The sequence below is a fragment of the Rhizobium sp. BR 249 genome (assembly GCF_047445895.1).
GTDB lineage: Bacteria > Pseudomonadota > Alphaproteobacteria > Rhizobiales > Rhizobiaceae > Rhizobium.
On sequence record NZ_JARWKX010000001.1, the window covers coordinates 170878 to 190781 of the forward strand.

General features: G+C 63.2%; 16 protein-coding genes. 13 read left to right on the plus strand and 3 right to left on the minus strand.

Annotation, left to right across the window (positions count from 1 at the left end):
* Positions 1-19 precede the first annotated feature (19 nt).
* A complete protein-coding gene (locus QD408_RS00855) occupies positions 20-2302 on the plus strand; it encodes an ATP-binding protein (RefSeq protein WP_414138027.1) in 2283 nt (760 codons plus the stop codon).
* 108 nt (positions 2303-2410) lie between these two features.
* Positions 2411-3289: a GNAT family N-acetyltransferase gene (locus tag QD408_RS00860; RefSeq protein ID WP_414138028.1), complete on the plus strand. Its 879-nt coding sequence runs from the start codon at positions 2411-2413 to the stop codon at positions 3287-3289.
* Between the two features lie 6 nt (positions 3290-3295).
* Here the strand turns inward: QD408_RS00860 and QD408_RS00865 are convergent, their stop codons facing one another.
* Complete coding sequence (locus QD408_RS00865; RefSeq protein WP_414138029.1) at positions 3296-4297, minus strand: helix-turn-helix transcriptional regulator; 1002 nt, start codon at positions 4295-4297, stop codon at positions 3296-3298.
* Positions 4298-4552: 255 nt separating this feature from the next.
* Positions 4553-6835: an NADP-dependent malic enzyme gene (locus tag QD408_RS00870; RefSeq protein WP_414138030.1), complete on the minus strand. Its 2283-nt coding sequence runs from the start codon at positions 6833-6835 to the stop codon at positions 4553-4555.
* A gap of 113 nt (positions 6836-6948) precedes the next feature.
* On the opposite strand from QD408_RS00870, the gene mutS reads away from it, so the two are divergent.
* From mutS to murJ, 4 genes are all read left to right on the plus strand, one after another.
* Positions 6949-9675, plus strand: coding sequence for a DNA mismatch repair protein MutS (gene mutS / locus QD408_RS00875; protein WP_414138031.1), 2727 nt, complete (start codon positions 6949-6951; stop codon positions 9673-9675).
* Between the two features lie 11 nt (positions 9676-9686).
* Positions 9687-9962: a hypothetical protein gene (locus QD408_RS00880; protein WP_088684511.1), complete on the plus strand. Its 276-nt coding sequence runs from the start codon at positions 9687-9689 to the stop codon at positions 9960-9962.
* Positions 9963-10111: 149 nt separating this feature from the next.
* Complete coding sequence (locus QD408_RS00885; protein ID WP_414138032.1) at positions 10112-13018, plus strand: [protein-PII] uridylyltransferase; 2907 nt, start codon at positions 10112-10114, stop codon at positions 13016-13018.
* 10 nt (positions 13019-13028) lie between these two features.
* Positions 13029-14609: a murein biosynthesis integral membrane protein MurJ gene (gene murJ, locus QD408_RS00890; protein WP_414138033.1), complete on the plus strand. Its 1581-nt coding sequence runs from the start codon at positions 13029-13031 to the stop codon at positions 14607-14609.
* Positions 14610-14612: 3 nt separating this feature from the next.
* On the opposite strand, the gene QD408_RS00895 is transcribed toward murJ, so the two are convergent.
* Positions 14613-15041, minus strand: coding sequence for a YcbK family protein (locus tag QD408_RS00895; protein ID WP_414138034.1), 429 nt, complete (start codon positions 15039-15041; stop codon positions 14613-14615).
* A 185-nt stretch (positions 15042-15226) separates the two neighbouring features.
* Between QD408_RS00895 and QD408_RS00900 the strand changes: the two genes are divergently transcribed.
* From QD408_RS00900 to QD408_RS00930, 7 genes are all read left to right on the plus strand, one after another.
* Positions 15227-15625 carry a VOC family protein gene (locus QD408_RS00900; protein WP_414138035.1) on the plus strand — a complete coding sequence of 133 codons (399 nt, stop codon included), beginning with the start codon at positions 15227-15229 and terminating at the stop codon, positions 15623-15625.
* Positions 15626-15780: 155 nt separating this feature from the next.
* Complete coding sequence (gene trpS, locus QD408_RS00905) at positions 15781-16845, plus strand: tryptophan--tRNA ligase (RefSeq protein ID WP_088684506.1); 1065 nt, start codon at positions 15781-15783, stop codon at positions 16843-16845.
* Positions 16846-16962: 117 nt separating this feature from the next.
* A complete protein-coding gene (locus QD408_RS00910) occupies positions 16963-17454 on the plus strand; it encodes a universal stress protein (protein ID WP_414138036.1) in 492 nt (163 codons plus the stop codon).
* A 109-nt stretch (positions 17455-17563) separates the two neighbouring features.
* Positions 17564-18130 (plus strand): NifU family protein, encoded by a 567-nt coding sequence (locus QD408_RS00915; RefSeq protein ID WP_088684504.1) that lies wholly within the window; start codon positions 17564-17566, stop codon positions 18128-18130.
* An 89-nt stretch (positions 18131-18219) separates the two neighbouring features.
* Positions 18220-18882, plus strand: coding sequence for a tRNA (adenosine(37)-N6)-threonylcarbamoyltransferase complex dimerization subunit type 1 TsaB (gene tsaB / locus QD408_RS00920; RefSeq protein ID WP_414138037.1), 663 nt, complete (start codon positions 18220-18222; stop codon positions 18880-18882).
* Entirely contained in the window at positions 18879-19379 is a 501-nt protein-coding gene (locus QD408_RS00925; RefSeq protein WP_414138038.1) for a GNAT family N-acetyltransferase, read from the plus strand. Before tsaB ends, QD408_RS00925 begins: the two co-directional genes overlap by 4 nt.
* Before the next feature lie 82 nt (positions 19380-19461).
* Positions 19462-19890 carry a Fur family transcriptional regulator gene (locus QD408_RS00930; protein ID WP_088684501.1) on the plus strand — a complete coding sequence of 143 codons (429 nt, stop codon included), beginning with the start codon at positions 19462-19464 and terminating at the stop codon, positions 19888-19890.
* Positions 19891-19904 lie beyond the last annotated feature (14 nt).

The window sequence follows — 19904 nt, forward strand, 5'->3', positions numbered from 1 at the left end:
CTCATGTTATCCCGGTACCATGCAGAGTCTGGGACAGTTGCAGGAAAGATTGTCCGCCGCTTTCGGCGGGGCCGCCGCCAAGCCGCATGACACGCGGCTGGAGGGCCTTCCTTCACTGTCGCGCGCATCGCAATCTCCGCAAGCCGGCGACGAGGAGAAGGGGCCTACTCCTGCAAGGGTTCTGCTGTTCTATTGGCTGGGCGGGGCCGGCCTTCTTGCCGCGACGATCCTGATGCTGCTCGGCCATGCCGGCGACCCGCTGCTCCTTTCGGGCGGCCTTGTCGTTCTCGGTCTTGCCGTCATCGCCAGTTATGCCGTCCTGATGGTCCGGCGCCGCCGGGCCGGGCAACGTAGGATCAACCCCCTGCCGGACTGGAACGATGGCGCAAAACTCTTCGCCGACGTGCACGATGTACTCGGCGACATCACGGTCAGCCGCACCATGGACCGGCGCATCATTTCCGCCAACGATACGTTTCGCCGCCTGACCGGGCGGCCGCGTCCGGAAGGACGGACCTGCGAGGAGATGGGGATTGCCTTCCGCCCCGGCCCGGTTCCGCACTGCTACGATGTCGAGATCTCGACACCGGAAGGTCAACGCATCTTCCTCTGGCGCGACGTCGTCACCCGCGATCCGGCAAACGGCCGGCTGCTGCTGCAAAGCGTCGCCCGGGATGTGACCGAGGAGCGCCTCGTGGCGCAGGCGCGCGAGGAAGCCCGGCAGAAGGCCGAATATAACAGCGCCGCCAAATCCAGGCTGCTTGCCACCGTCAGCCACGAGGTACGCACGCCGCTTTCGGGCATTCTCGGCATGACGCATCTGATCGCCGAAACCCGGCTGACGCAGGAGCAACAGAACTATCTCGCGAACATCCGCCAGTCCGGTCACGCGCTGACGCAGCTCGTCGAGGACCTGCTCGACTTCTCCACCATCGAGGTCGGCCGCTTCGAGCTGCATCCGCGCTCGGAATCCGTGCGCAAGCTCCTTGAAAGCGTCGTCGAAATGCTCGCCCACCGGGCGCATGAAAAGGGCATCGAGATCGGCGCCACGGTATCGTCCGACGTGCCCGAAAATATGAGCTTCGACCCGGCGCGCCTGCGTCAGGTGCTCTTCAACGTCATCGGCAATGCGGTGAAGTTCACCCAAGCCGGCGGCGTCTTCATCCGCGTCTCGCTCGACGCCGGCAATCTGCTGATCACCGTGGCCGATACCGGTCCGGGCATGACGGCGGAGGAGCTGGCGCGCGTCTTCGGCGAGTTCGAGCAAGGCGGGACCGTTGCGGAGAAGAGCAGCGGCACCGGGCTCGGCCTTGCCATCTCGGCCCGCATCATGCGCGAATTCGGCGGCGCGCTGACGGTCGCCAGCGAAAAAGGCAGGGGCAGCGAATTCACCATCCGCTTCCCCGTCGACATCGGCAGCGAGCGGCCCGACCGGCGCAACACACTGCTTGCCGGCAACAGCGTCGTGCTGCTGGCGCCTGCCGGGGCCGCGCGCGCTGCGATTGCCGAAACGATTACCGCGCTCGGCGGCCTCTGCCATCTCGTCAGCGACGGCGAGACGGCGCGTGCGACACTGCTCGGCATGGCCAATGGCAGCCGGGGACCGACCGATATCATCGTCGACCATCGCATGTCGGCGGAATTTTCCGCTCACCTGGCCGACCGCGCCGAAATCGCCACACTTGGCCTGCGCAAGGTCCTGCTCGTCAATCCGGAGGAGCGTAGCGCTCATCCGCTCGATCTCTTCGACGCCTGGCTGATCCGGCCGCTGCGCGAACAGTCGCTGATCGACGTGCTGCGCGGGCGCATGCGGGGGATGGAGAAGCGCGACGCGCTGAACGACAACCAGCCGGGCTTCGGCCTTTCGCTGGCGGAGACGATGGTTGCGCGCAACGGGCTCAGCATCCTGCTCGGCGAGGACGATCCGATCAATGCCATGCTGGTGCGCGTCATGCTCGAAAAGGGCGGGCATAAGGTGCGCCATGTCGAGGATTTCGAGACGCTGCTCGATTGCGCGCTCTGCGACGCAAGCGACCGGCCCGACATCATCATCAGCGATCTCTCGATGCCTGGCGGCAACGGCATCGACATGCTGGGGCGCCTGCGCGGCCATGAACGGAGGCTCGACCTTGCCCCGGTGCCGGTGATCGTGCTGACCGCCGACAAGAGCGACGAATCACGCCGCCAGGTTCTGCTCAACGGCGCCAACCGCGTCATGGTGAAGCCGGTCGACCCGGTGCGGCTGCTGACGGAAGTTCAGGCGGTCGCAGCACTTTCCGCCCGTCGGGCAGAGGCGCGGTAAGGCGCCGCGGGACCGGGACGCTTCTTGCGCCGGGAAATGCAATATGTCACTTTCCTGTCGTAGAGAAGTGTTTTATGGCGTCGATAAGCCGGCAACGGGAGAATCGCCATGTCCTCCATCGACATCCTGAATCGTGACACCACCGCGGAGGCTGCTCGGCCCTCGACGGCTGCTGCGCCGACGGAAGGCGATATCCTCGGCCGCATCGGCAACCTCGAAACCCGTCTCGCCCGCACGGCGCGCGAGATCGATGCGGCGCAGGCCGTGCGCTACCGCGTCTTCGTCGACGAAATGAAAGCGCAGCTGCCGCCGGAAGCCATGCGCCGCGAACGCGATTTCGATGCCTACGATGCCTTCTGCGACCATCTTCTCGTTCTCGACCGCTCGCTCGAAGGCGATCCGGAAGACCAGATCGTCGGCACCTACCGGCTGCTGCGCCAGGATGTCGCCCTTGCCAATGGCGGTTTTTACTCGGCTTCCGAATTCGAAATCGAGAGCCTGCTCGCCAAGCATCCGGACAAGCGCTTCATGGAACTCGGGCGGTCCTGCGTGCTGCCGGAATACCGCACCAAGCGCACCGTCGAGCTTCTGTGGCAGGGCAACTGGGCCTATGCGCTGAAGCATGGCATGAGCGCCATGTTCGGCTGCGCCTCCTTCCCCGGCGTCTATCTCGAAAGCCATGCGCTGGCGCTGTCCTTCCTCTACCATACTGTGCTGGCTAAGAACGAGTGGGCCGTCGGCGCCCTGCCGCATCTCGCCCGCAACATGGATCTGATGCCGGTCGAGGCCGTCAATCCCAAGCGGGCACTAATGGCGCTGCCGCCGCTCATCAAGGGTTATCTGCGCCTCGGCGCAATGGTCGGCTCCAGCGCGGTCATCGATCATGCCTTCAACACGACCGATGTGCTGATCGTGCTGCCGATCTCCAGCATTTCCGACCGCTACCTGAATTATTACGGCGCCGACGCCGGCCGCTTCGCAAGCTGATACATATTACCCCGGGAGGGGCCGTCCAGATCGCCTTCTCGTGTCCGACGGGTTCTCTCCATACGCCGCCCGATAGATTGCCGAAAAACGGCCAAAGTGAAAGAACCCCCACTTCAAGCAGATGTCCCGCAACGGCTGTCGGTTCGAAGGATCGCGCAGATCCTCTCGGGCGGCCTGCAAGCGGATCGTCCGCAGATAGGCTGCCGGTGTCGTTCCCTTGAAGTCGCGAAAACCGACTTCAAGAGCGCGGATGGAGACGTTTGCCGCCTCCGCGACACTCAGCATCGTGAACGGCTGGGCGATGTTCGCATGCATGAATTCAATGGCTCGACGGACATGCTGCGGCGCTATCAGATGGATTTTCTTGTCGAGCAGATGCGAGAGCTTATGAGGAACCAGGCGCACCACGAGATCGGCAAGCGCCTGGCTGAGATTCGCCATGGCGATGGGCGAGTGAGCGAGCGGCCCGTTGTTGCGCATGCCGATGACGATCGTCTGCACGAGATTGGCGACCAACTGTCCCGTTGCCGTGGAAAAATCGAGGATGGGCGCCAGCTCCATTGGCCCGATCGGGGGTCTCTCCAGTATGGCGGCAAAGGCCTGGGTTAGGATTGTCCAGTTCAGGCTGAGCGTGTCCGACCGGTGAGGCGCTGCCTGGATGGAAACCCATTCCGACTCGAGATTGTTCATCAACAGCAGCCGCCCGGGCGTCGCTTCGACCACCGTGCGACCAAACCCTACATTGAGGGCACCCATACGCGGAACGACGATTGCCAGAGTTTCCGGCGTTCCATGCCCCGTTCTTGCACCCCAGTCGCCGGAATCCTGGTTACTGACCAGCGACAACCGTTCATCGCCCCAAAACCCGACCTTCCAGTCGAGCGGTTTCTCCCGGCCAGTGCGCCATGCGTCGAGCGACCCAAACCCCTTGGTCAGGGCCTCGACCATATCGTCGAAAGTTGCCCCCTGAAATCGGGCGGTGAAATCGAGGGATGCGTCTTCTGTCATGGAAACCAACCCGCTGATGAAATATTAAACAATTGAGCAGCGAAACCGTCAATTGCCCATCGCTTTTCCAAAGTCCGGGCGGGCAATTCATGCCGCGCATAAAAGGCTACCGTATCAAAAGTATGACTTATGGATAGTGCCCTGAACTCCTGAGGCGGGCGAGCCGAGACCTGCGGAGTCATCCAGAAAAAACCTGTGCCCGGCCGATCCGCTGTCGGCCGGGCACAGAATGCCGCTCCTAGGAAAGGATAAGATTTACGAGCCGCCATAGGCGGCGATCGCCGCCATGTTGACGATATCGCTGTCCTTGGCGCCCATCGAGGTGATCTGCACCGGTTTGTCCAGACCGACGAGGATCGGGCCGATCACGGTGGAGCCGCCGAGTTCCTGCAGCATCTTGGTCGAGATCGAGGCCGAGTGGAAGGCCGGCATGACGAGCACGTTGGCCGGGCCGGAAAGACGGCAGAAGGGATATTGCTCCATCACCTTGCGGTTCAGCGCGACATCGGCCGCCATCTCGCCGTCATATTCGAAATCGACGCGGCGTCGATCGAGGATCTTCACCGCCTCGCGCACCCGCTCGGAACGTTCGCCCGAGGGATGGCCGAAGGTGGAATAGGCAAGCAGGGCGACACGCGGCGGATAACCCATGCGGCGCGCGAGGCCGGCGGCTTCCTCGGCGATATCGGCAAGCTCCTCGGCCGTCGGCATGTCGTGCACCGCCGTATCGGCAACGAAGACCGTGCGGCCGCGGCAAAGCGCCAGCGACACGCCGATGACGCGGTGGCCGGGCTTCTCGTCGATGCAGCGGCGCACGTCTTCGAGCGCCGTGGAATAGTTGCGGGTGATGCCCGTCACCATGCCGTCGGCATCGCCGAGCGCCACCATGGTGGCGGCGAAGTGGTTGCGGTCGTTGTGGATCAGGCGCTGGGCATCGCGATGGAGATAACCTTTGCGCTGCAGCCTGGCATAGAGATAGTCGATATAGGCCTCGACGCGGGTCGAGATGCGGGCATTGACGATTTCCAGGCCCGACCGGTTGAGATCGATGCCGGCGCGTTCGGCCGTCGCCCGGATCAGGTCCTCGCGACCGAGCAGGATGGCGGTGCCGAGCTGCTGGTTGGCGTAGGAGAGCGCCGCGCGCAGGACCTGTTCTTCTTCGGCTTCGGCAAAGACGATCCGCTTCGGGCGGCGGCGAACGCGCTCGTAGAGGCTGGCGAGCGTCGAGGCGATCGGATCGCGGCGCGCCGAAAGCTCGCGGGCGTAACCCGCCATGTCGGTGATGACCTTGCGGGCGACGCCGCTCTCGATCGCGGCTTCTGCGACCGCCACCGGGATCGCCGAGATCAGTCGCGGATCGAAAGGAACGGGAATGATGTATTGCGCGCCGAAACGCGGCCGGTTGCCCTGATAGGCGGCGACCACGTCATCCGGAACGTCCTCGCGGGCAAGGTTTGCCAGCGCCTTGACGGCGGCGATCTTCATCGCGTCGTTGATGGTGGAAGCGCGGACATCGAGAGCGCCGCGGAAAATATAGGGAAAGCCGAGGACGTTGTTGACCTGGTTCGGATAGTCCGAACGGCCGGTCGCCATGATGGCGTCATCGCGGATGCGGGCCACCTCTTCCGGCGTGATTTCGGGATCGGGATTGGCCATGGCGAAAATGATCGGCCGGTCCGCCATCGAGCGGATCATCTCGGCCGAGAAGGCACCCTTCTGCGACAGGCCGAAAATGACGTCGGCGCCCTTCATTGCTTCTGCCAGCGTGCGCGTATCGGTCTTGGCCGCATGCGCCGATTTCCACTGGTTCATGCCCTCGGTACGGCCCTGATAGATGACGCCCTTGGTGTCGCAGAGGATGACATTCTCAGGCGCAAAACCCATCGCCTTGATGAGCTCGACGCAGGCGATCGCCGCAGCGCCGGCCCCATTGCAGACGAGCTTCGTCGTCTTCAGGTCGCGGCCGGTCAGCTCCAGCGCGTTGATCAGGCCGGCAGCGGCGATGATCGCCGTTCCGTGCTGGTCGTCGTGGAAGACCGGGATGTCCATCAGCTCGCGCAGCCGGCTTTCGATGACGAAACAATCCGGCGCCTTGATATCCTCGAGATTGATGCCGCCGAAAGAAGGGCCGAGGAAGCGCACGCAGTTGATGAACTCGTCGACATTTTCCGTATCGATCTCGAGGTCGATGGAATCGACGTCGGCGAAGCGCTTGAACAGCACCGACTTGCCTTCCATGACCGGCTTGGAGGCGAGCGCGCCGAGATTGCCGAGGCCGAGAATGGCAGTGCCGTTCGATATGACGGCGACCATGTTGCCGCGCGCGGTATAATCATAGGCCGTCTGCGGATCGGCGGCGATCGCCTTGACCGGAACGGCGACACCCGGCGAGTAGGCGAGCGAGAGGTCCCGCTGAGTCGCCATCGGTTTGGTCGGGTTGATCTCCAGCTTGCCGGGGCGGCCCATGGCGTGAAATTCGAGCGCCTCCTGGTCGGTCACAGAGGTCACCGGCCGGTCTTTCTTATCGATATCGGGCATAAATCCTCCAACGTCCTGTGGGCGACGCTTCGCTCTTCCTCAAATGCAGTTGTCATCTATAGCGGCGCGCGGATAGGGTTGGCACCTGTTTTTTTGGGAAAAACTGCACCTCCGTGAACGCACGAATAGATACCGGGAATGAAGCCTTTTCGGCTGCCGAGCTCGCCACGGCGGAAAGCCGTGCCTCGGCGACGCCGATGATGGAGCAATATATCGAGATCAAGGCGAACAATCCGGATTCGCTTCTGTTCTATCGCATGGGCGATTTCTACGAGCTGTTCTTCGAGGATGCGCTCGAAGCCGCCCGCGCACTCGGCATCACGCTGACGAAACGCGGCCAGCACATGGGCCAGGATATCCCGATGTGCGGCGTTCCCGTGCATGCGGCCGACGACTATCTGCAGAAGCTGATTGCGCTCGGATTCCGTGTCGCCGTCTGCGAGCAGATCGAGGATCCGGCCGAAGCCAAGAAGCGCGGCGGCAAATCCGTCGTCAAGCGCGACGTCGTCCGCTTGGTCACACCCGGCACGATCACCGAAGAGAAGCTGCTTTCGCCCTCGGAATCCAACTATCTGATGGCGCTGACCCGCATTCGCGGTGCGGCCCAGCCCTTGCTGGCGCTCGCCTGGATCGATATTTCCACGGGCGTCTTCCGGCTGGCCGAGACCGAAGCCTCGCGCCTGCTTGCCGATATCCTGCGCATCGATCCGCGCGAACTCATTCTTCCCGATACGATCTTCCACGATCCCGAACTCAAGCCCGTCTTCGACGTGCTCGGCCGGACAGCCGTGCCGCAGCCGGCCGTGCTCTTCGACAGCGCCAGCGCCGAAGGCCGGATCGCGCGGTATTTCGGCGTCGCGACACTCGACGGCTTCGGCACCTTCTCGCGCGCCGAACTCGCAGCGGCGGCAGCAGCCGTCGCCTATGTCGAGAAGACGCAGATCGCCGAGCGGCCGCCGCTCGGAAAGCCGGAGCGGGAGAGTGCTGCCTCGACGCTCTTCATCGATCCCGCCACCCGCGCCAATCTGGAACTTGCCCGCACGCTGTCGGGCGATCGCAACGGTTCGCTGCTCAAAGCGATCGACCGCACCGTCACCGGCGGCGGGGCGCGTCTTCTTGCCGAGCGGCTGATGTCGCCGCTCACCGATCCCGCCCGCATCAATGCGCGGCTCGATTCGATCGGCTTCCTGATCGACGAACCTTCGCTCTGCGGCAATCTGCGCGACACCTTCAAACACGTGCCCGACATGCCCCGCGCACTCTCCCGCCTTGCGCTCGACCGCGGCGGACCGCGCGACCTCTCGGCAATCCGCCAGGGCCTGCAAGCCGCGAGAGGCCTTGCGGATTTGCTCGGAAACGCGATGCTGCCGGAAGAACTCGGCGAGGCGCTGTCCGGCCTGAAAGCCCTGCCCGCAAGCCTGGAAAACCTGCTGGCCGAGACGCTCGCCGAGGAATTGCCGCTGCTGAAACGCGACGGCAGCTTCCTGCGCGATGGCGCCAATGCCGAGCTCGACGAAGTCCGGGCGCTGCGCGACCAGTCCCGCCGCGTCATCGCAGGCCTGCAACTGCAATATGCCGAGGAAACCGGCATCCGGTCGCTGAAGATCAAGCACAACAATATTCTCGGCTATTTCATCGAAGTGACCGCCGGCAATGCCGGACCGATGACGGACACGACCGAAGCGAAGGCCCGTTTCATCCATCGCCAGACGATGGCGAGCGCCATGCGCTTCACCACGACCGAGCTTGCCGATCTCGAAAGCCGCATCGCCAACGCCGCCGACCGGGCGCTTGCGATCGAACTCGAAGCCTTCGACAGGATGACGGCGGCCGTCGTGGCTGAAGCCGAGGCGATCAAGGCAGGCGCGCGGGCGCTTGCCGTCATCGACGTCGCCGCGGGTCTGGCGCTGCTCGCGGAGGAACAGGCCTATTGCCGCCCACAGGTCGACGGCTCGAAGATGTTCGCGATCGAAGGCGGGCGCCACCCCGTCGTCGAGCAGGCGCTGCGGCGCCAGGCGGGCGGCCCCTTCGTTGCCAACAATTGCGATCTTTCGCCGAAAACGGGCGACAAGGACGGCGCGATCTGGCTGCTGACCGGCCCTAATATGGGCGGTAAGTCGACCTTCCTGCGCCAGAACGCGCTGATATCGATCATGGCGCAGATGGGCTCCTTCGTGCCGGCGACGTCAGCTCATATCGGCATCGTCGACCGGCTCTTCTCGCGCGTCGGCGCATCGGACGATCTGGCGCGGGGGCGCTCCACCTTCATGGTGGAGATGGTGGAAACGGCGGCGATCCTCAACCAGGCGAGCGATCGTTCGCTCGTCATCCTCGACGAAATCGGCCGCGGCACCGCGACCTTCGACGGCCTGTCGATCGCTTGGGCAGCCGTCGAGCATCTGCACGAGGCCAATCGCTGCCGCGGCCTCTTCGCCACGCATTTCCACGAACTGACCGTGCTTTCGGAAAAGCTTGGCCGGCTATCGAACGCCACGATGCGCGTCAAGGAATGGGACGGCGACGTCATCTTCCTGCACGAGGTCGGGCCGGGTGCGGCGGACCGCTCCTACGGCATCCAGGTCGCCCGCCTTGCTGGGCTTCCGGCCTCGGTCGTGGCGCGCGCGCGAGACGTGCTCACCCGCCTGGAAGATGCCGATCGCAAGAACCCGGCGAGCCAGCTGATCGACGACCTGCCGCTTTTCCAGGTGGCGGTGCGCCGCGAGGACACCGCCCGCGGCCCGTCCAAGGTCGAGGAGGCGTTGAGGGCCATGAGCCTCGACGACATGACGCCGCGCGAGGCGATGGACGCGCTTTACGACCTCAAGAAGAAGCTGAAATAGGAGCGCTGCCCATGTTCATGGAGAAGCTCGTTCGTGAAACTGAGCGCCTCTCGCTCATCTGCTCCATGCTCGACACGATGCGGCGCGCCGACGAGGACCGCAATGCGCGCGGCTGGACCTCGCCGATCGGATTGCTGAAAATCACACGCTCTTGCGCTATGATCTGCGAACTCGCGACCTCGATCGCCAAGGCGGGTTATCGCGAATGCGACAGGCAAACGCTGGAGGAGATCCTGGGCGAGACCCGGCAAGTGCTGTACTCGCTGCATGCGCAGACCGCCGCTTGAGGCTTTTCGGAAACGCCGGTGGGCTTTCCCAACCCAGCGTCTTGCGTCAAAGCGTCCCGCATTGCAGCATGGCAACACCATTTCGCCAAATTTAAAGGTTCTTGCAGTATCCAGGCCCGTGTCATCCACGGGCAAAGAGGCTATAGCGCATGCAGATGAAACAAGCGGAAAGCCCTGAACCGGCAGCCCGGCATGAACAGGAAACCGCCCCTGTGGCAGCGATGCGCGACCTCGATTTCTCCCAGATCCTCGACGCCGAACTGCTGCAGAAGCAGTGCCACGCCGTCGCCGAAGCCAATCGCAACCGGCCCGATGTCATGCGCGCCGATCTTCTCGCGGTGCTGAAGAAGGCGAGTGTGGAAGGCCGGCAGAAGGCGCGCGCGGCGCTGATGGCCGACGGCGGCGGGCTCAATTGCGCCTACCGGATTTCCTGGCTGCAGGATCAGATCATCACCGTCCTCTACGATTTCGCCACCACCCATATCTTTCCGCAGCAGAAGGACAAGTTCGCGGTCACCGCCGTCGGCGGCTACGGCCGGGACACGCTGGCGCCGGGCTCCGATATCGACCTGCTCTTCCTCTTTCTGCCGAGGCCGGCGGAAGAGACGCACAAGGCGGTCGAATTCATGCTCTACGTGCTCTGGGACATGGGCTTCAAGGTCGGCCATGCCACCCGCACGGTGGACGAATGCATCGCGCTTTCCAAGTCCGACATGACGATCCGCACCGCTATCCTGGAGATGCGCTACATCTGCGGCCTGCAACGGCTGGAGACCGAGCTCGAAGCGCGCTTCGACAAGGAAATCGTCACCGGCACCGGCCCGGAATTCATCGCCGCCAAACTTGCCGAGCGTGATGAACGCCACCGCAAGGCGGGCGACACGCGTTATCTCGTCGAACCGAACGTCAAGGAAGGCAAGGGCGGGCTTCGCGACCTGCACACGCTGTTCTGGATCTCGAAATATTATTATCACGTGCGCGACCAGGCGGAGCTGGTCAAGCTCGGGGTGCTGTCGAAGCACGAATACCGGCTGCTCGAGAAAGCCGACGATTTTCTCTGGGCCGTGCGCTGCCATATGCACTTCCTCACCGGCAAGGCCGAAGAGCGCCTGTCCTTCGATATCCAGCGCGAGATCGCCGAAGCCTTCGGCTATCATACCCGCCCCGGCCTTTCGGCCGTCGAGCGTTTCATGAAGCACTATTTCCTCGTCGCCAAGGATGTCGGTGATCTCACGCGCATCCTGTGCGCCGCGCTCGAAGACCAGCAGGCGAAGTCGATCCCCGGCCTCACCGGCGTCATCAGCCGCTTCACCCACCGCAATCGTAAGATCGCAGGCAGCGTCGAATTCGTCGAAGACCGCGGCCGTATTGCGCTCGCCGACGCCGACGTCTTCAAGCGCGATCCGGTCAGCATCCTCAGGCTCTTTCACGTTGCCGACATCAACGGGCTGGAATTCCATCCGGATGCGCTGAAGCGCGTCACCCGTTCGCTCGCGCTGATCGACAACAGCCTACGGGAAAACGACGAGGCGAACCGCCTCTTCATGTCGATCCTGACCTCGAAGCGCGATCCGGCGCTGATCCTGCGCCGTATGAACGAGGCCGGCGTGCTCGGCCGCTTCATCCCCGAATTCGGCAAGATCGTCGCGATGATGCAGTTCAACATGTATCACCACTATACGGTCGACGAACATCTGATCCGCACGGTCGACGTTCTCTCCGAGATCGACAAGTCGCGCTCGGAGGACCTGCATCCGCTCGCCAACAAGCTGATATCCAACATCGAGGACCGTGAGGCGCTTTACGTCGCCGTTCTCCTCCACGACATCGCCAAGGGCCGGCTGGAGGATCACTCGATCGCCGGCGCCCGCGTCGCCCGCAAACTCTGCGCCCGCTTCGGCCTGTCGCAGAAGCAGACCGAGATCGTCGTCTGGCTGATCGAGGAACATCTGACCATGTCGATGGTGGCGCAGACCCGCGACCTGACCGACCGCAAGACGATCACCGATTTCGCCGACCGCGTGCAGTCGCTCGACCGGCTGAAGATGCTCCTGATCCTGACGATCTGCGATATCCGCGCCGTCGGCCCCGGCGTGTGGAACGGCTGGAAGGGCCAGCTTCTGCGCACGCTCTATTACGAAACCGAGCTGCTGCTCGCCGGCGGCTTTTCGGAGGTTTCCCGCAAGGAGCGGGCCAATGCCGCCGCCGAGGCGCTGCATGCCGCCCTCGCCGACTGGAGCCAGAAGGACCGCAACACCTATACCAAGCTGCACTACCAGCCCTACCTGCTCTCCGTGCCGCTCGAAGACCAGGTCCGCCACGCCCATTTCATCCGCCAGGCCGACAAGGCGGGCCAGGCGCTTGCCACGACGGTGCGCACCGACAGTTTCCACGCGATTACCGAAATCACCGTGCTGTCGCCCGACCATCCCAGGCTGCTTGCGGTCATCGCCGGCGCTTGTGCGGCAGCCGGCGCCAACATCGTCGATGCGCAGATCTTCACGACATCGGACGGGCGAGCGCTCGACACGATCCATGTCAGCCGCGAATTTGCCGACGATGCCGATGAATTGCGCCGCGCCGCCACGATCGGACGGATGATCGAGGACGTGCTGTCCGGCCGCAAGCGCCTGCCCGAGGTGATCGCCACGCGCGCGCGCAATCGCAAGAAAAGCAAGGCCTTCGTCATTCCGCCGTCGGTCAACATCACCAACAGCCTGTCGAACAAGTTCACCGTCATCGAGGTGGAATGCCTCGACCGGCCGGGCCTCTTGTCGGAGATAACAGCCGTGCTCTCGGATCTGTCGCTCGACATCCAGTCGGCCCGCATCACCACCTTCGGCGAAAAGGTGATCGACACCTTCTACGTCACCGATCTTGTGGGACAGAAGATTTCAGGCGACAGCAAGCGCGCCAACATCACCGCCCGGATGAAGGCCGTCATGGCCGAGGAGGAGGACGAGCTGCGCGAGCGCATGCCCTCCGGCATCATCGCGCCCGCCGCCACCGCCCGGACATCGACCTCCACCGACAAGAAAGCCGGTTCTCCCGCATGAGCCTATACGCATGAGCCTCGTCAAGAAATTCGCGACCGTCGGCGGCGCAACCCTCGGCAGCCGCATCTTCGGCTTCGCCCGTGAAACGCTGATGGCGGCGGCGCTCGGCACCGGGCCGATGGCCGACGTGTTCTACGCCGCCTTCCGTTTTCCCAACCTCTTCCGCCGGCTGTTTGCCGAAGGCGCCTTCAACGCCGCCTTCGTGCCGCTCTTCGCCAAGGAGATAGAGGCGAACGGCACGGATGGGGCCAAGCGCTTTTCGGAAGAAGTCTTCGGCGTTTTGTTTTCGGTGCTGCTCCTCATCACCATCGTGATGGAGCTCTCCATGCCGCTCCTGGTGCGCTTCGTCATTGCGCCGGGTTTCGCCGACGATCCCGAGAAATTCTCGATCACGATCCGCATGGCGGCCGTGATGTTTCCCTATCTCATGTGCATGTCGCTGACGGCGATGATGAGCGGCATGCTGAATTCGCTGCATCATTTCTTCGCCGCCGCCATCGCCCCCGTCTTCCTCAACGTGGTGATGATCGGAGCGCTGTTTTATTCGCTCTATACCGGCGCCGATCCGCTGGCGACCGCCTGGTATCTCTCCTGGGGTGTTCTTGCCGCCGGTATCCTGCAGCTCGCCGTCGTCTATGTCGGCGTGCTGGCGGCCGGCATGAGCATCGGCTTCCGCTTCCCGAAGATGACTGCGAATGTCAAGCGGCTGCTGATCCTTGCGGTGCCGGCCGCCGTGACCGGCGGCATCACCCAGATCAACCAGCTGATCGGCCAGGCGATCGCCTCCTCCCGCGACGGCGCGATCGCAGCGCTGCAATATGCCGACCGCATCTACCAACTGCCGCTCGGCGTCGTCGGTGTGGCCGTCGGCGTGGTGCTTCTGCCGGAGCTTGCCCGGGCGCTGAAGGGCGGCAACCTGCGCGAAGCCGGAAACCTGCAGAACCGCTCGATCGAATTCGTGCTGTTTCTGACCATCCCGGCCGCCTTCGCGCTGTGGATTCTCTCCGACGAAATCATCCGCGTGCTCTATGAGCGCGGCGCCTTCCATCAGGAAAACACCCTCGTCGTCGGCTCGATCCTTGCCATTTACGGCATCGGCCTGCCTGCCTTCGTGCTCATCAAGGCATTGCAGCCCGGCTTCTATGCCCGCGAGGACACCAAGACGCCGATGCGCTTTTCGGCGATCGCGGTTGCCACCAACTGCGCCACCGCGCTGACCCTCTTCCCCTATATGGGCGCGCCCGGCATCGCCGTTGCCGAAGCCACCGCCGGCTGGATCAGCACCGTGCTGCTGTTCACCACGCTCCTGCGCCGCGGCCATCTGACATGGGAATGGGCGCTGGCAAAGCGCACCGCGCTGCTGGTCGTCGCCGCCGCGGTGATGGGTGCGGCCATCGTCTTCCTCAAGCAGTACTTTGCCCCCTGGCTTGCATCAGGCGCGCCGCTTCTGACCAAGATCGGCACCCTCGGGCTGCTGATTGCGATTTCCATGCTGGTCTATTTCGCCGTCGCCTTCCTGATCGGCGGAGCCGATCTCGGCATGATAAGGCGCAACCTGAACCGCAAGCCGGTTCCGGCAAAGGACGCGTAAACTCTAGCAATCAACCCATCGCCTCTGCGGCCCGACGTCGACATGGACGATGCCGTTGCAATAGCTGCCGATGCCGCCGATGCCGGGGGCGCTTTTCGCCGCGGCGATGATGGTGCGCTCCGAGAGGCCCGGTATCCTGATATCAGCCGCCAGGCATTTTCCATGCAGGGAGCCGTGACGGCGGGGACGCGGCCTGTGACCGGACGTTATCATCGGGCGGCGTCCTGTTTTCGCGGCGATATGCGACAGGACCGCTCTCAAGCGTTCGGGGAAACAACCGGCGCGGACGCTGACGGTCTGGACGGTATAGGCGAGGCGCGCCTCATGCTTTGCAAGATGAACGGCCGGCCGCTTGGTGTCTTGACCGGCCGCACCGGTTGCTGATTGTAAGGCGAAAAGGCCTGCCATGGCGAGCAAACTGGCGTTCCGCATGGTCCCTCCAATCGGTTGTCCCGTCAGCCCGTCGGGCCGGCAACGCGATCGAGGATTTTCAGTTCAATAAAAGCTTTTCTGTGAAATTTTATACTCAATTATAACTAAGCAACCTGATCAATTTGGCTTAAAATCTGGCACAGAGTTGTTCTGAAATGGAATAAACGTCCAAACAGGAGGTCAACATGGCAATTCAGTCTCTCTTCCTCATCACCCTTGTCGTCGACGATTACGAGCGCGCCAAGGCCTTCTATTGCGACGCCCTCGGCTTTAGTTGCCTGCAGGACGAGCGGCAGCCGGAGGGCAAGCGCTGGGTGGTCGTCAAGCCCAGAGGCGAGGATGGCGCCGCCTTTCTGCTGGCGCAGGCTGCAAACGATGCGCAGCGGGCGGCGATCGGCAATCAGACCGGCGGCCGTGTGGGCTTCTTCCTAAAGACCGACGATTTCGCGCGCGATCATGCCGCGATGCTTGCGGCCGGCGTACGCTTTCTGGAAGAGCCGCGACATGAGGTTTATGGCACGGTCGCGGTCTTTGCGGATCCCTATGGCAACACCTTCGATCTGATCCAGCATGCCGCAGCCTGAACCCCTTGCTTGCGACGGGTTGGCCGTGCATAAGCCGCGGCGTTAGCAACACAGGCGAAAAAAGCCCGCTGCATAATTGAAGTGTTACAGCGTCCTTTGCGCGTCTGAAAAGACGCGCGGCGCTGTAGGCCCTCCACCAGCCTATTGAGGACGACATGAGCGAATTCAAGAAACTCGTATTCTCCGGCGTGCAGCCGACCGGCAATCTGCATCTCGGCAACTATCTCGGCGCGATCCGCCGTTTCGTGGCGCTGCAGGAAGGCAATGACTGCATCTACTGCGTCGTCGACATGCATGCGCTCACCGCCCAGCTGGTGCACGAGGACATGCCGAGCCAGACGCGCTCGATCGCCGCCGCCTTCATCGCCGCCGGCATCGATCCGGAAAAACATATCGTCTTCAATCAGTCGGCCGTGCCGCAGCATGCGGAACTCGCCTGGATCTTCAACTGCGTCGCCCGCATCGGCTGGATGAACCGCATGACGCAGTTCAAGGACAAGGCCGGCAAGGACCGCGAGCAGGCCTCGCTCGGCCTCTACGCCTATCCGAGCCTGATGGCCGCCGACATTCTCGTCTATCGCGCCACCCACGTGCCTGTCGGCGAGGACCAGAAGCAGCACCTGGAGCTTGCCCGCGACATCGCGATGAAGTTCAACCTCGACTACGCCGAACATATCCGCAAGAGCGGCTACGGCGTCGACATCACCGTCGGCGACGAGCCGGTGCATGCCTATTTCCCGATGGTCGAACCGCTGATCGGCGGGCCGGCGCCGCGCGTCATGTCGCTGCGCGACGGCACCAAGAAAATGTCGAAATCGGACCCGTCCGACCTCTCGCGCATCAATCTGATGGATGACGAGGAGGCAATCTCGAAGAAGATCCGCAAGGCCAAGACCGATCCGGACGGTTTGCCGAGCGAAATCGACGGGCTGCAGGGCCGTCCCGAGGCCGACAATCTGGTGGCGATCTATGCCGCGCTCGCCGACAAGTCGAAGGCGGACGTGCTTGCCGAATTCGGCGGCCAGCAATTCTCCGTCTTCAAGCCGGCTCTGGTCGACCTGGCGATCCACGTGCTCGCGCCGATCACCGGCGAGATGCGCCGGCTGATGGACGATACCAGCCACATCGACGCCATCCTGCGCAAGGGCGGCGAGCGTGCGAGAGCACGCGCCGAGGTAACGATGAGCCAAGTGCGCGACGTCATCGGCTTCCTTTACTAGGCAGCCTTCCCTTCTCGTACTAGGCAGCCTGCTCTTCTCGCTCGGGGAGCTCTCCCTGAGCGGGGAGCAAAAACTGGGGCTTGCAAATTTTCCGCTTCGGGTGTCAGAGTCCGCGCCATGGTATCGAAGCGACTCTCACGGCTCGAAGGTCATCGCCGCAAATTCATGGCGGTCATCGACGGTACACCCGAATGCCAGCGCGCCGTTCATTATGCCGGCCGGCGCGCGAAGAATTCCAATGGCGGCCTCGTGCTGCTTTACGTGATCCCCGAGGGCGATTTCCAGCAATGGCTCGGCGTCGAGGAGATCATGCGGGCCGAAGCGCGCGAGGAAGCCGAGGCTGTTGTCGCCAAGATCGCCCAGATCGTGCGCGAAACGATCGGCATCGAGCCTGAGGTCGTCATTCGTGAAGGCAGTGCGGCCGAACAGATCAACACCGTGATCGAGGAAGACCGCGATGTGGCGATCCTGGTTCTCGCCGCCGGCTCGGCGAAGGAAGGTCCCGGCCCATTGGTTTCGTCGGTCGCCGGCCGTGCGGCCGCCTTCCCGATCCCGGTCACCGTGCTGCCGGATACGCTGACGAACGAGGAAATCGACGCTCTCTGCTGAGAGTATTTCTTGAGTACAAGTCTCTTGATTAGAGCCCCTATTGGGCTTATCTTCTTTTGAAGAATTCTAAAGACGGCCGAGGTCACGAGCCCGCCGCATGGAGAACCAGATGTTTATTCAGACCGAAGCGACGCCCAATCCCGCCACGCAGAAATTCCTGCCGGGCAAGGTTGTGATGGAAAACGGCACGGCCGAATTCCGCAGCGCCGAAGAGGCGGAGGCCTCGCCGCTTGCCGCGCGCCTGTTCGACATTCCCGGTGTGACCGGCGTCTATTTCGGCTACGACTTCATTTCCGTCTCCAAGGACAATGCCGAATGGCAGCATCTTAAGCCGGCTATCCTTGGCTCGATCATGGAGCATTTCATGTCCGGCAAGCCCGTGATGGGCGATGCTTCCATCCTCTCCGAAGATGCCGATGCGGGTGAGGAATTCTTCGACGAGGGCGATGAGTCGATCGTGCTGACCATCAAGGAGCTTCTGGAGACCCGCGTGCGCCCGGCCGTTGCCCAGGACGGCGGCGACATCACCTTCCGCGGCTTCAAGGACGGCAAGGTCTATCTGAACATGAAGGGTTCCTGCTCCGGCTGCCCGTCTTCGACGGCAACGCTGAAGCACGGCGTCCAGAACCTGCTGCGCCATTTCGTTCCGGAAGTGCAGGAAGTGATTGCCGCTTAAAAAGCCCGAATTTGCACCGGCCGTTCATCTAGAGTTCGGCCGGGCGGATTTATGAATAGGCGACAATAGTTTATTCGGAAATTGATGGCATGATCGTTCTGGCGCTCGACACGGCAGGTGTGGATTGCGCTGCCGCTGTCTATGACAGCGGCAGGAATACGATGCTGGGGGAGGCATCGGACATGATCGGCAAGGGGCATGCTGAACATCTGATTGGTATCGTCGACCGCGCGCTGGATCAGGCGGGATTGACGCTTTCGGACGTCGAGCGCCTTGCCGTCACCATCGGCCCCGGCTCCTTTACCGGTATCCGCGTCGGCGTTGCCGCAGCCCGCGGTTTTGCGCTCTCCCTCAATGTGCCTGCCGTCGGCATCACCACGCTCGAAGTCATGGCATCCGCCCAGCGTGAGAAGACGCCTCACCGCGCCGTGCTTGCGGCAATGGACGCCAAGCGGGACGAAATCTACCTTCAGCCCTTTGCAGCCGACGGCTCTCCGCTCGACGAACCCCGGGCGTTGAGTGTGGAGCAAGCACAGGCTTTCGCCGCCGGCTTCGACGGTGAGATCACCGGTTCGGCGACGCCGCTTCTCCGGCCCGATGCCGACGGCGACCACGCCAACAAATTCCCGATCTCCCTTGTGGCGCGCCTCGGCGCTGCCGCCTCCCCCGATGCCGGAAAGCCGAAGCCCCTTTATCTGCGCGGACCCGATGCCAAACCGCAGGCCGGGTATGCGATTGCGCGACGAGTATGACGATGCTGGAAGCCTATCTGACGCTGAAGCCCGAATTCGAAATCATCGCCATGGAGCGCGAGGATTGCCGCGACGTCGCCGCCTTGCACGGCGAACGCTTCGCCCGTCCCTGGGGCGACGGCGAATTCCACAGCCTGCTTTCGCAGGAGACCGTGTTCGGCTTCGTCGCGCGCCAGACCAATGCCATCCTGCGGAAGCCGCTCCCGGGCTTCATCCTCGCGCGTGAGGTCGCCGGCGAGGCGGAGATCCTGACGATCGCCGTGCAGGCGAAGGCCGCCCGCTCCGGCCTCGGCTGGCGGCTGATGCAGGCGGCCATGCGGGAAGCGCGGGCGCGCGGCGGCGAGAGCATGTTTCTCGAAGTCGACAACGGCAATACGGCAGCGCTCGGCCTCTATCGCAAGCTCGGTTTCGAAAAGGTCGGCGAGCGCCAGGGTTACTACAAGCAGGAGAACGGCGCCCTTTCCACGGCGCTTGTCATGAAGCGCGTTCTTCGGTAGTTCCCTTGCAGCGAGACAATATGCAGGCCGGCGCAAACGCCGTGCGGCATTGTCGAAAGACGAATATCTCTAAAGGCGGGCCATGACCGATGTAGCCAAGACCCTTGAGGAGCTTTGCACCGAACGCGGCATGCGCATGACCGAGCAGCGCCGCGTGATCGCGCGCATCCTCGAAGACTCGCAGGACCACCCCGACGTCGAAGAACTTTACCGCCGCTCGGTGAAGGTCGATGCGAAGATTTCGATTTCGACCGTCTACCGCACCGTCAAGCTGTTCGAAGATGCCGGCATCATCGCCCGCCACGACTTCCGCGACGGACGCTCGCGCTATGAAACGGTGCCGGAAGAGCATCACGACCACCTCATCGACCTGAAGAACGGCACCGTCATCGAATTCCGTTCGCCGGAGATCGAGGCGCTGCAGGAGCGGATTGCCCGCGAGCACGGCTTCCGGCTGGTCGACCACCGCCTGGAGCTCTACGGCATTCCGCTGAAGAACGAAGATCACTGAAGCCATGGCAGCCC

What these genes read in the sequence shown, in the direction of transcription:
- QD408_RS00930 (WP_088684501.1), top strand. Translation starts at nt 19,462, where the DNA reads ATGACCGATGTAGCCAAGACCCTTGAGGAGCTTTGCACCGAACGCGGC.
- QD408_RS00900 (WP_414138035.1), top strand. Translation starts at nt 15,227, where the DNA reads ATGGCAATTCAGTCTCTCTTCCTCATCACCCTTGTCGTCGACGATTAC.
- QD408_RS00880 (WP_088684511.1), top strand. Translation starts at nt 9,687, where the DNA reads ATGTTCATGGAGAAGCTCGTTCGTGAAACTGAGCGCCTCTCGCTCATC.
- QD408_RS00915 (WP_088684504.1), top strand. Translation starts at nt 17,564, where the DNA reads ATGTTTATTCAGACCGAAGCGACGCCCAATCCCGCCACGCAGAAATTC.
- QD408_RS00910 (WP_414138036.1), top strand. Translation starts at nt 16,963, where the DNA reads ATGGTATCGAAGCGACTCTCACGGCTCGAAGGTCATCGCCGCAAATTC.
- QD408_RS00865 (WP_414138029.1), bottom strand. Translation starts at nt 4,297, where the DNA reads ATGACAGAAGACGCATCCCTCGATTTCACCGCCCGATTTCAGGGGGCA.
- QD408_RS00855 (WP_414138027.1), top strand. Translation starts at nt 20, where the DNA reads ATGCAGAGTCTGGGACAGTTGCAGGAAAGATTGTCCGCCGCTTTCGGC.
- QD408_RS00870 (WP_414138030.1), bottom strand. Translation starts at nt 6,835, where the DNA reads ATGCCCGATATCGATAAGAAAGACCGGCCGGTGACCTCTGTGACCGAC.
- QD408_RS00925 (WP_414138038.1), top strand. Translation starts at nt 18,879, where the DNA reads ATGACGATGCTGGAAGCCTATCTGACGCTGAAGCCCGAATTCGAAATC.
- murJ (WP_414138033.1), top strand. Translation starts at nt 13,029, where the DNA reads ATGAGCCTCGTCAAGAAATTCGCGACCGTCGGCGGCGCAACCCTCGGC.
- QD408_RS00885 (WP_414138032.1), top strand. Translation starts at nt 10,112, where the DNA reads ATGCAGATGAAACAAGCGGAAAGCCCTGAACCGGCAGCCCGGCATGAA.
- QD408_RS00860 (WP_414138028.1), top strand. Translation starts at nt 2,411, where the DNA reads ATGTCCTCCATCGACATCCTGAATCGTGACACCACCGCGGAGGCTGCT.
- tsaB (WP_414138037.1), top strand. Translation starts at nt 18,220, where the DNA reads ATGATCGTTCTGGCGCTCGACACGGCAGGTGTGGATTGCGCTGCCGCT.
- QD408_RS00895 (WP_414138034.1), bottom strand. Translation starts at nt 15,041, where the DNA reads ATGCGGAACGCCAGTTTGCTCGCCATGGCAGGCCTTTTCGCCTTACAA.
- trpS (WP_088684506.1), top strand. Translation starts at nt 15,781, where the DNA reads ATGAGCGAATTCAAGAAACTCGTATTCTCCGGCGTGCAGCCGACCGGC.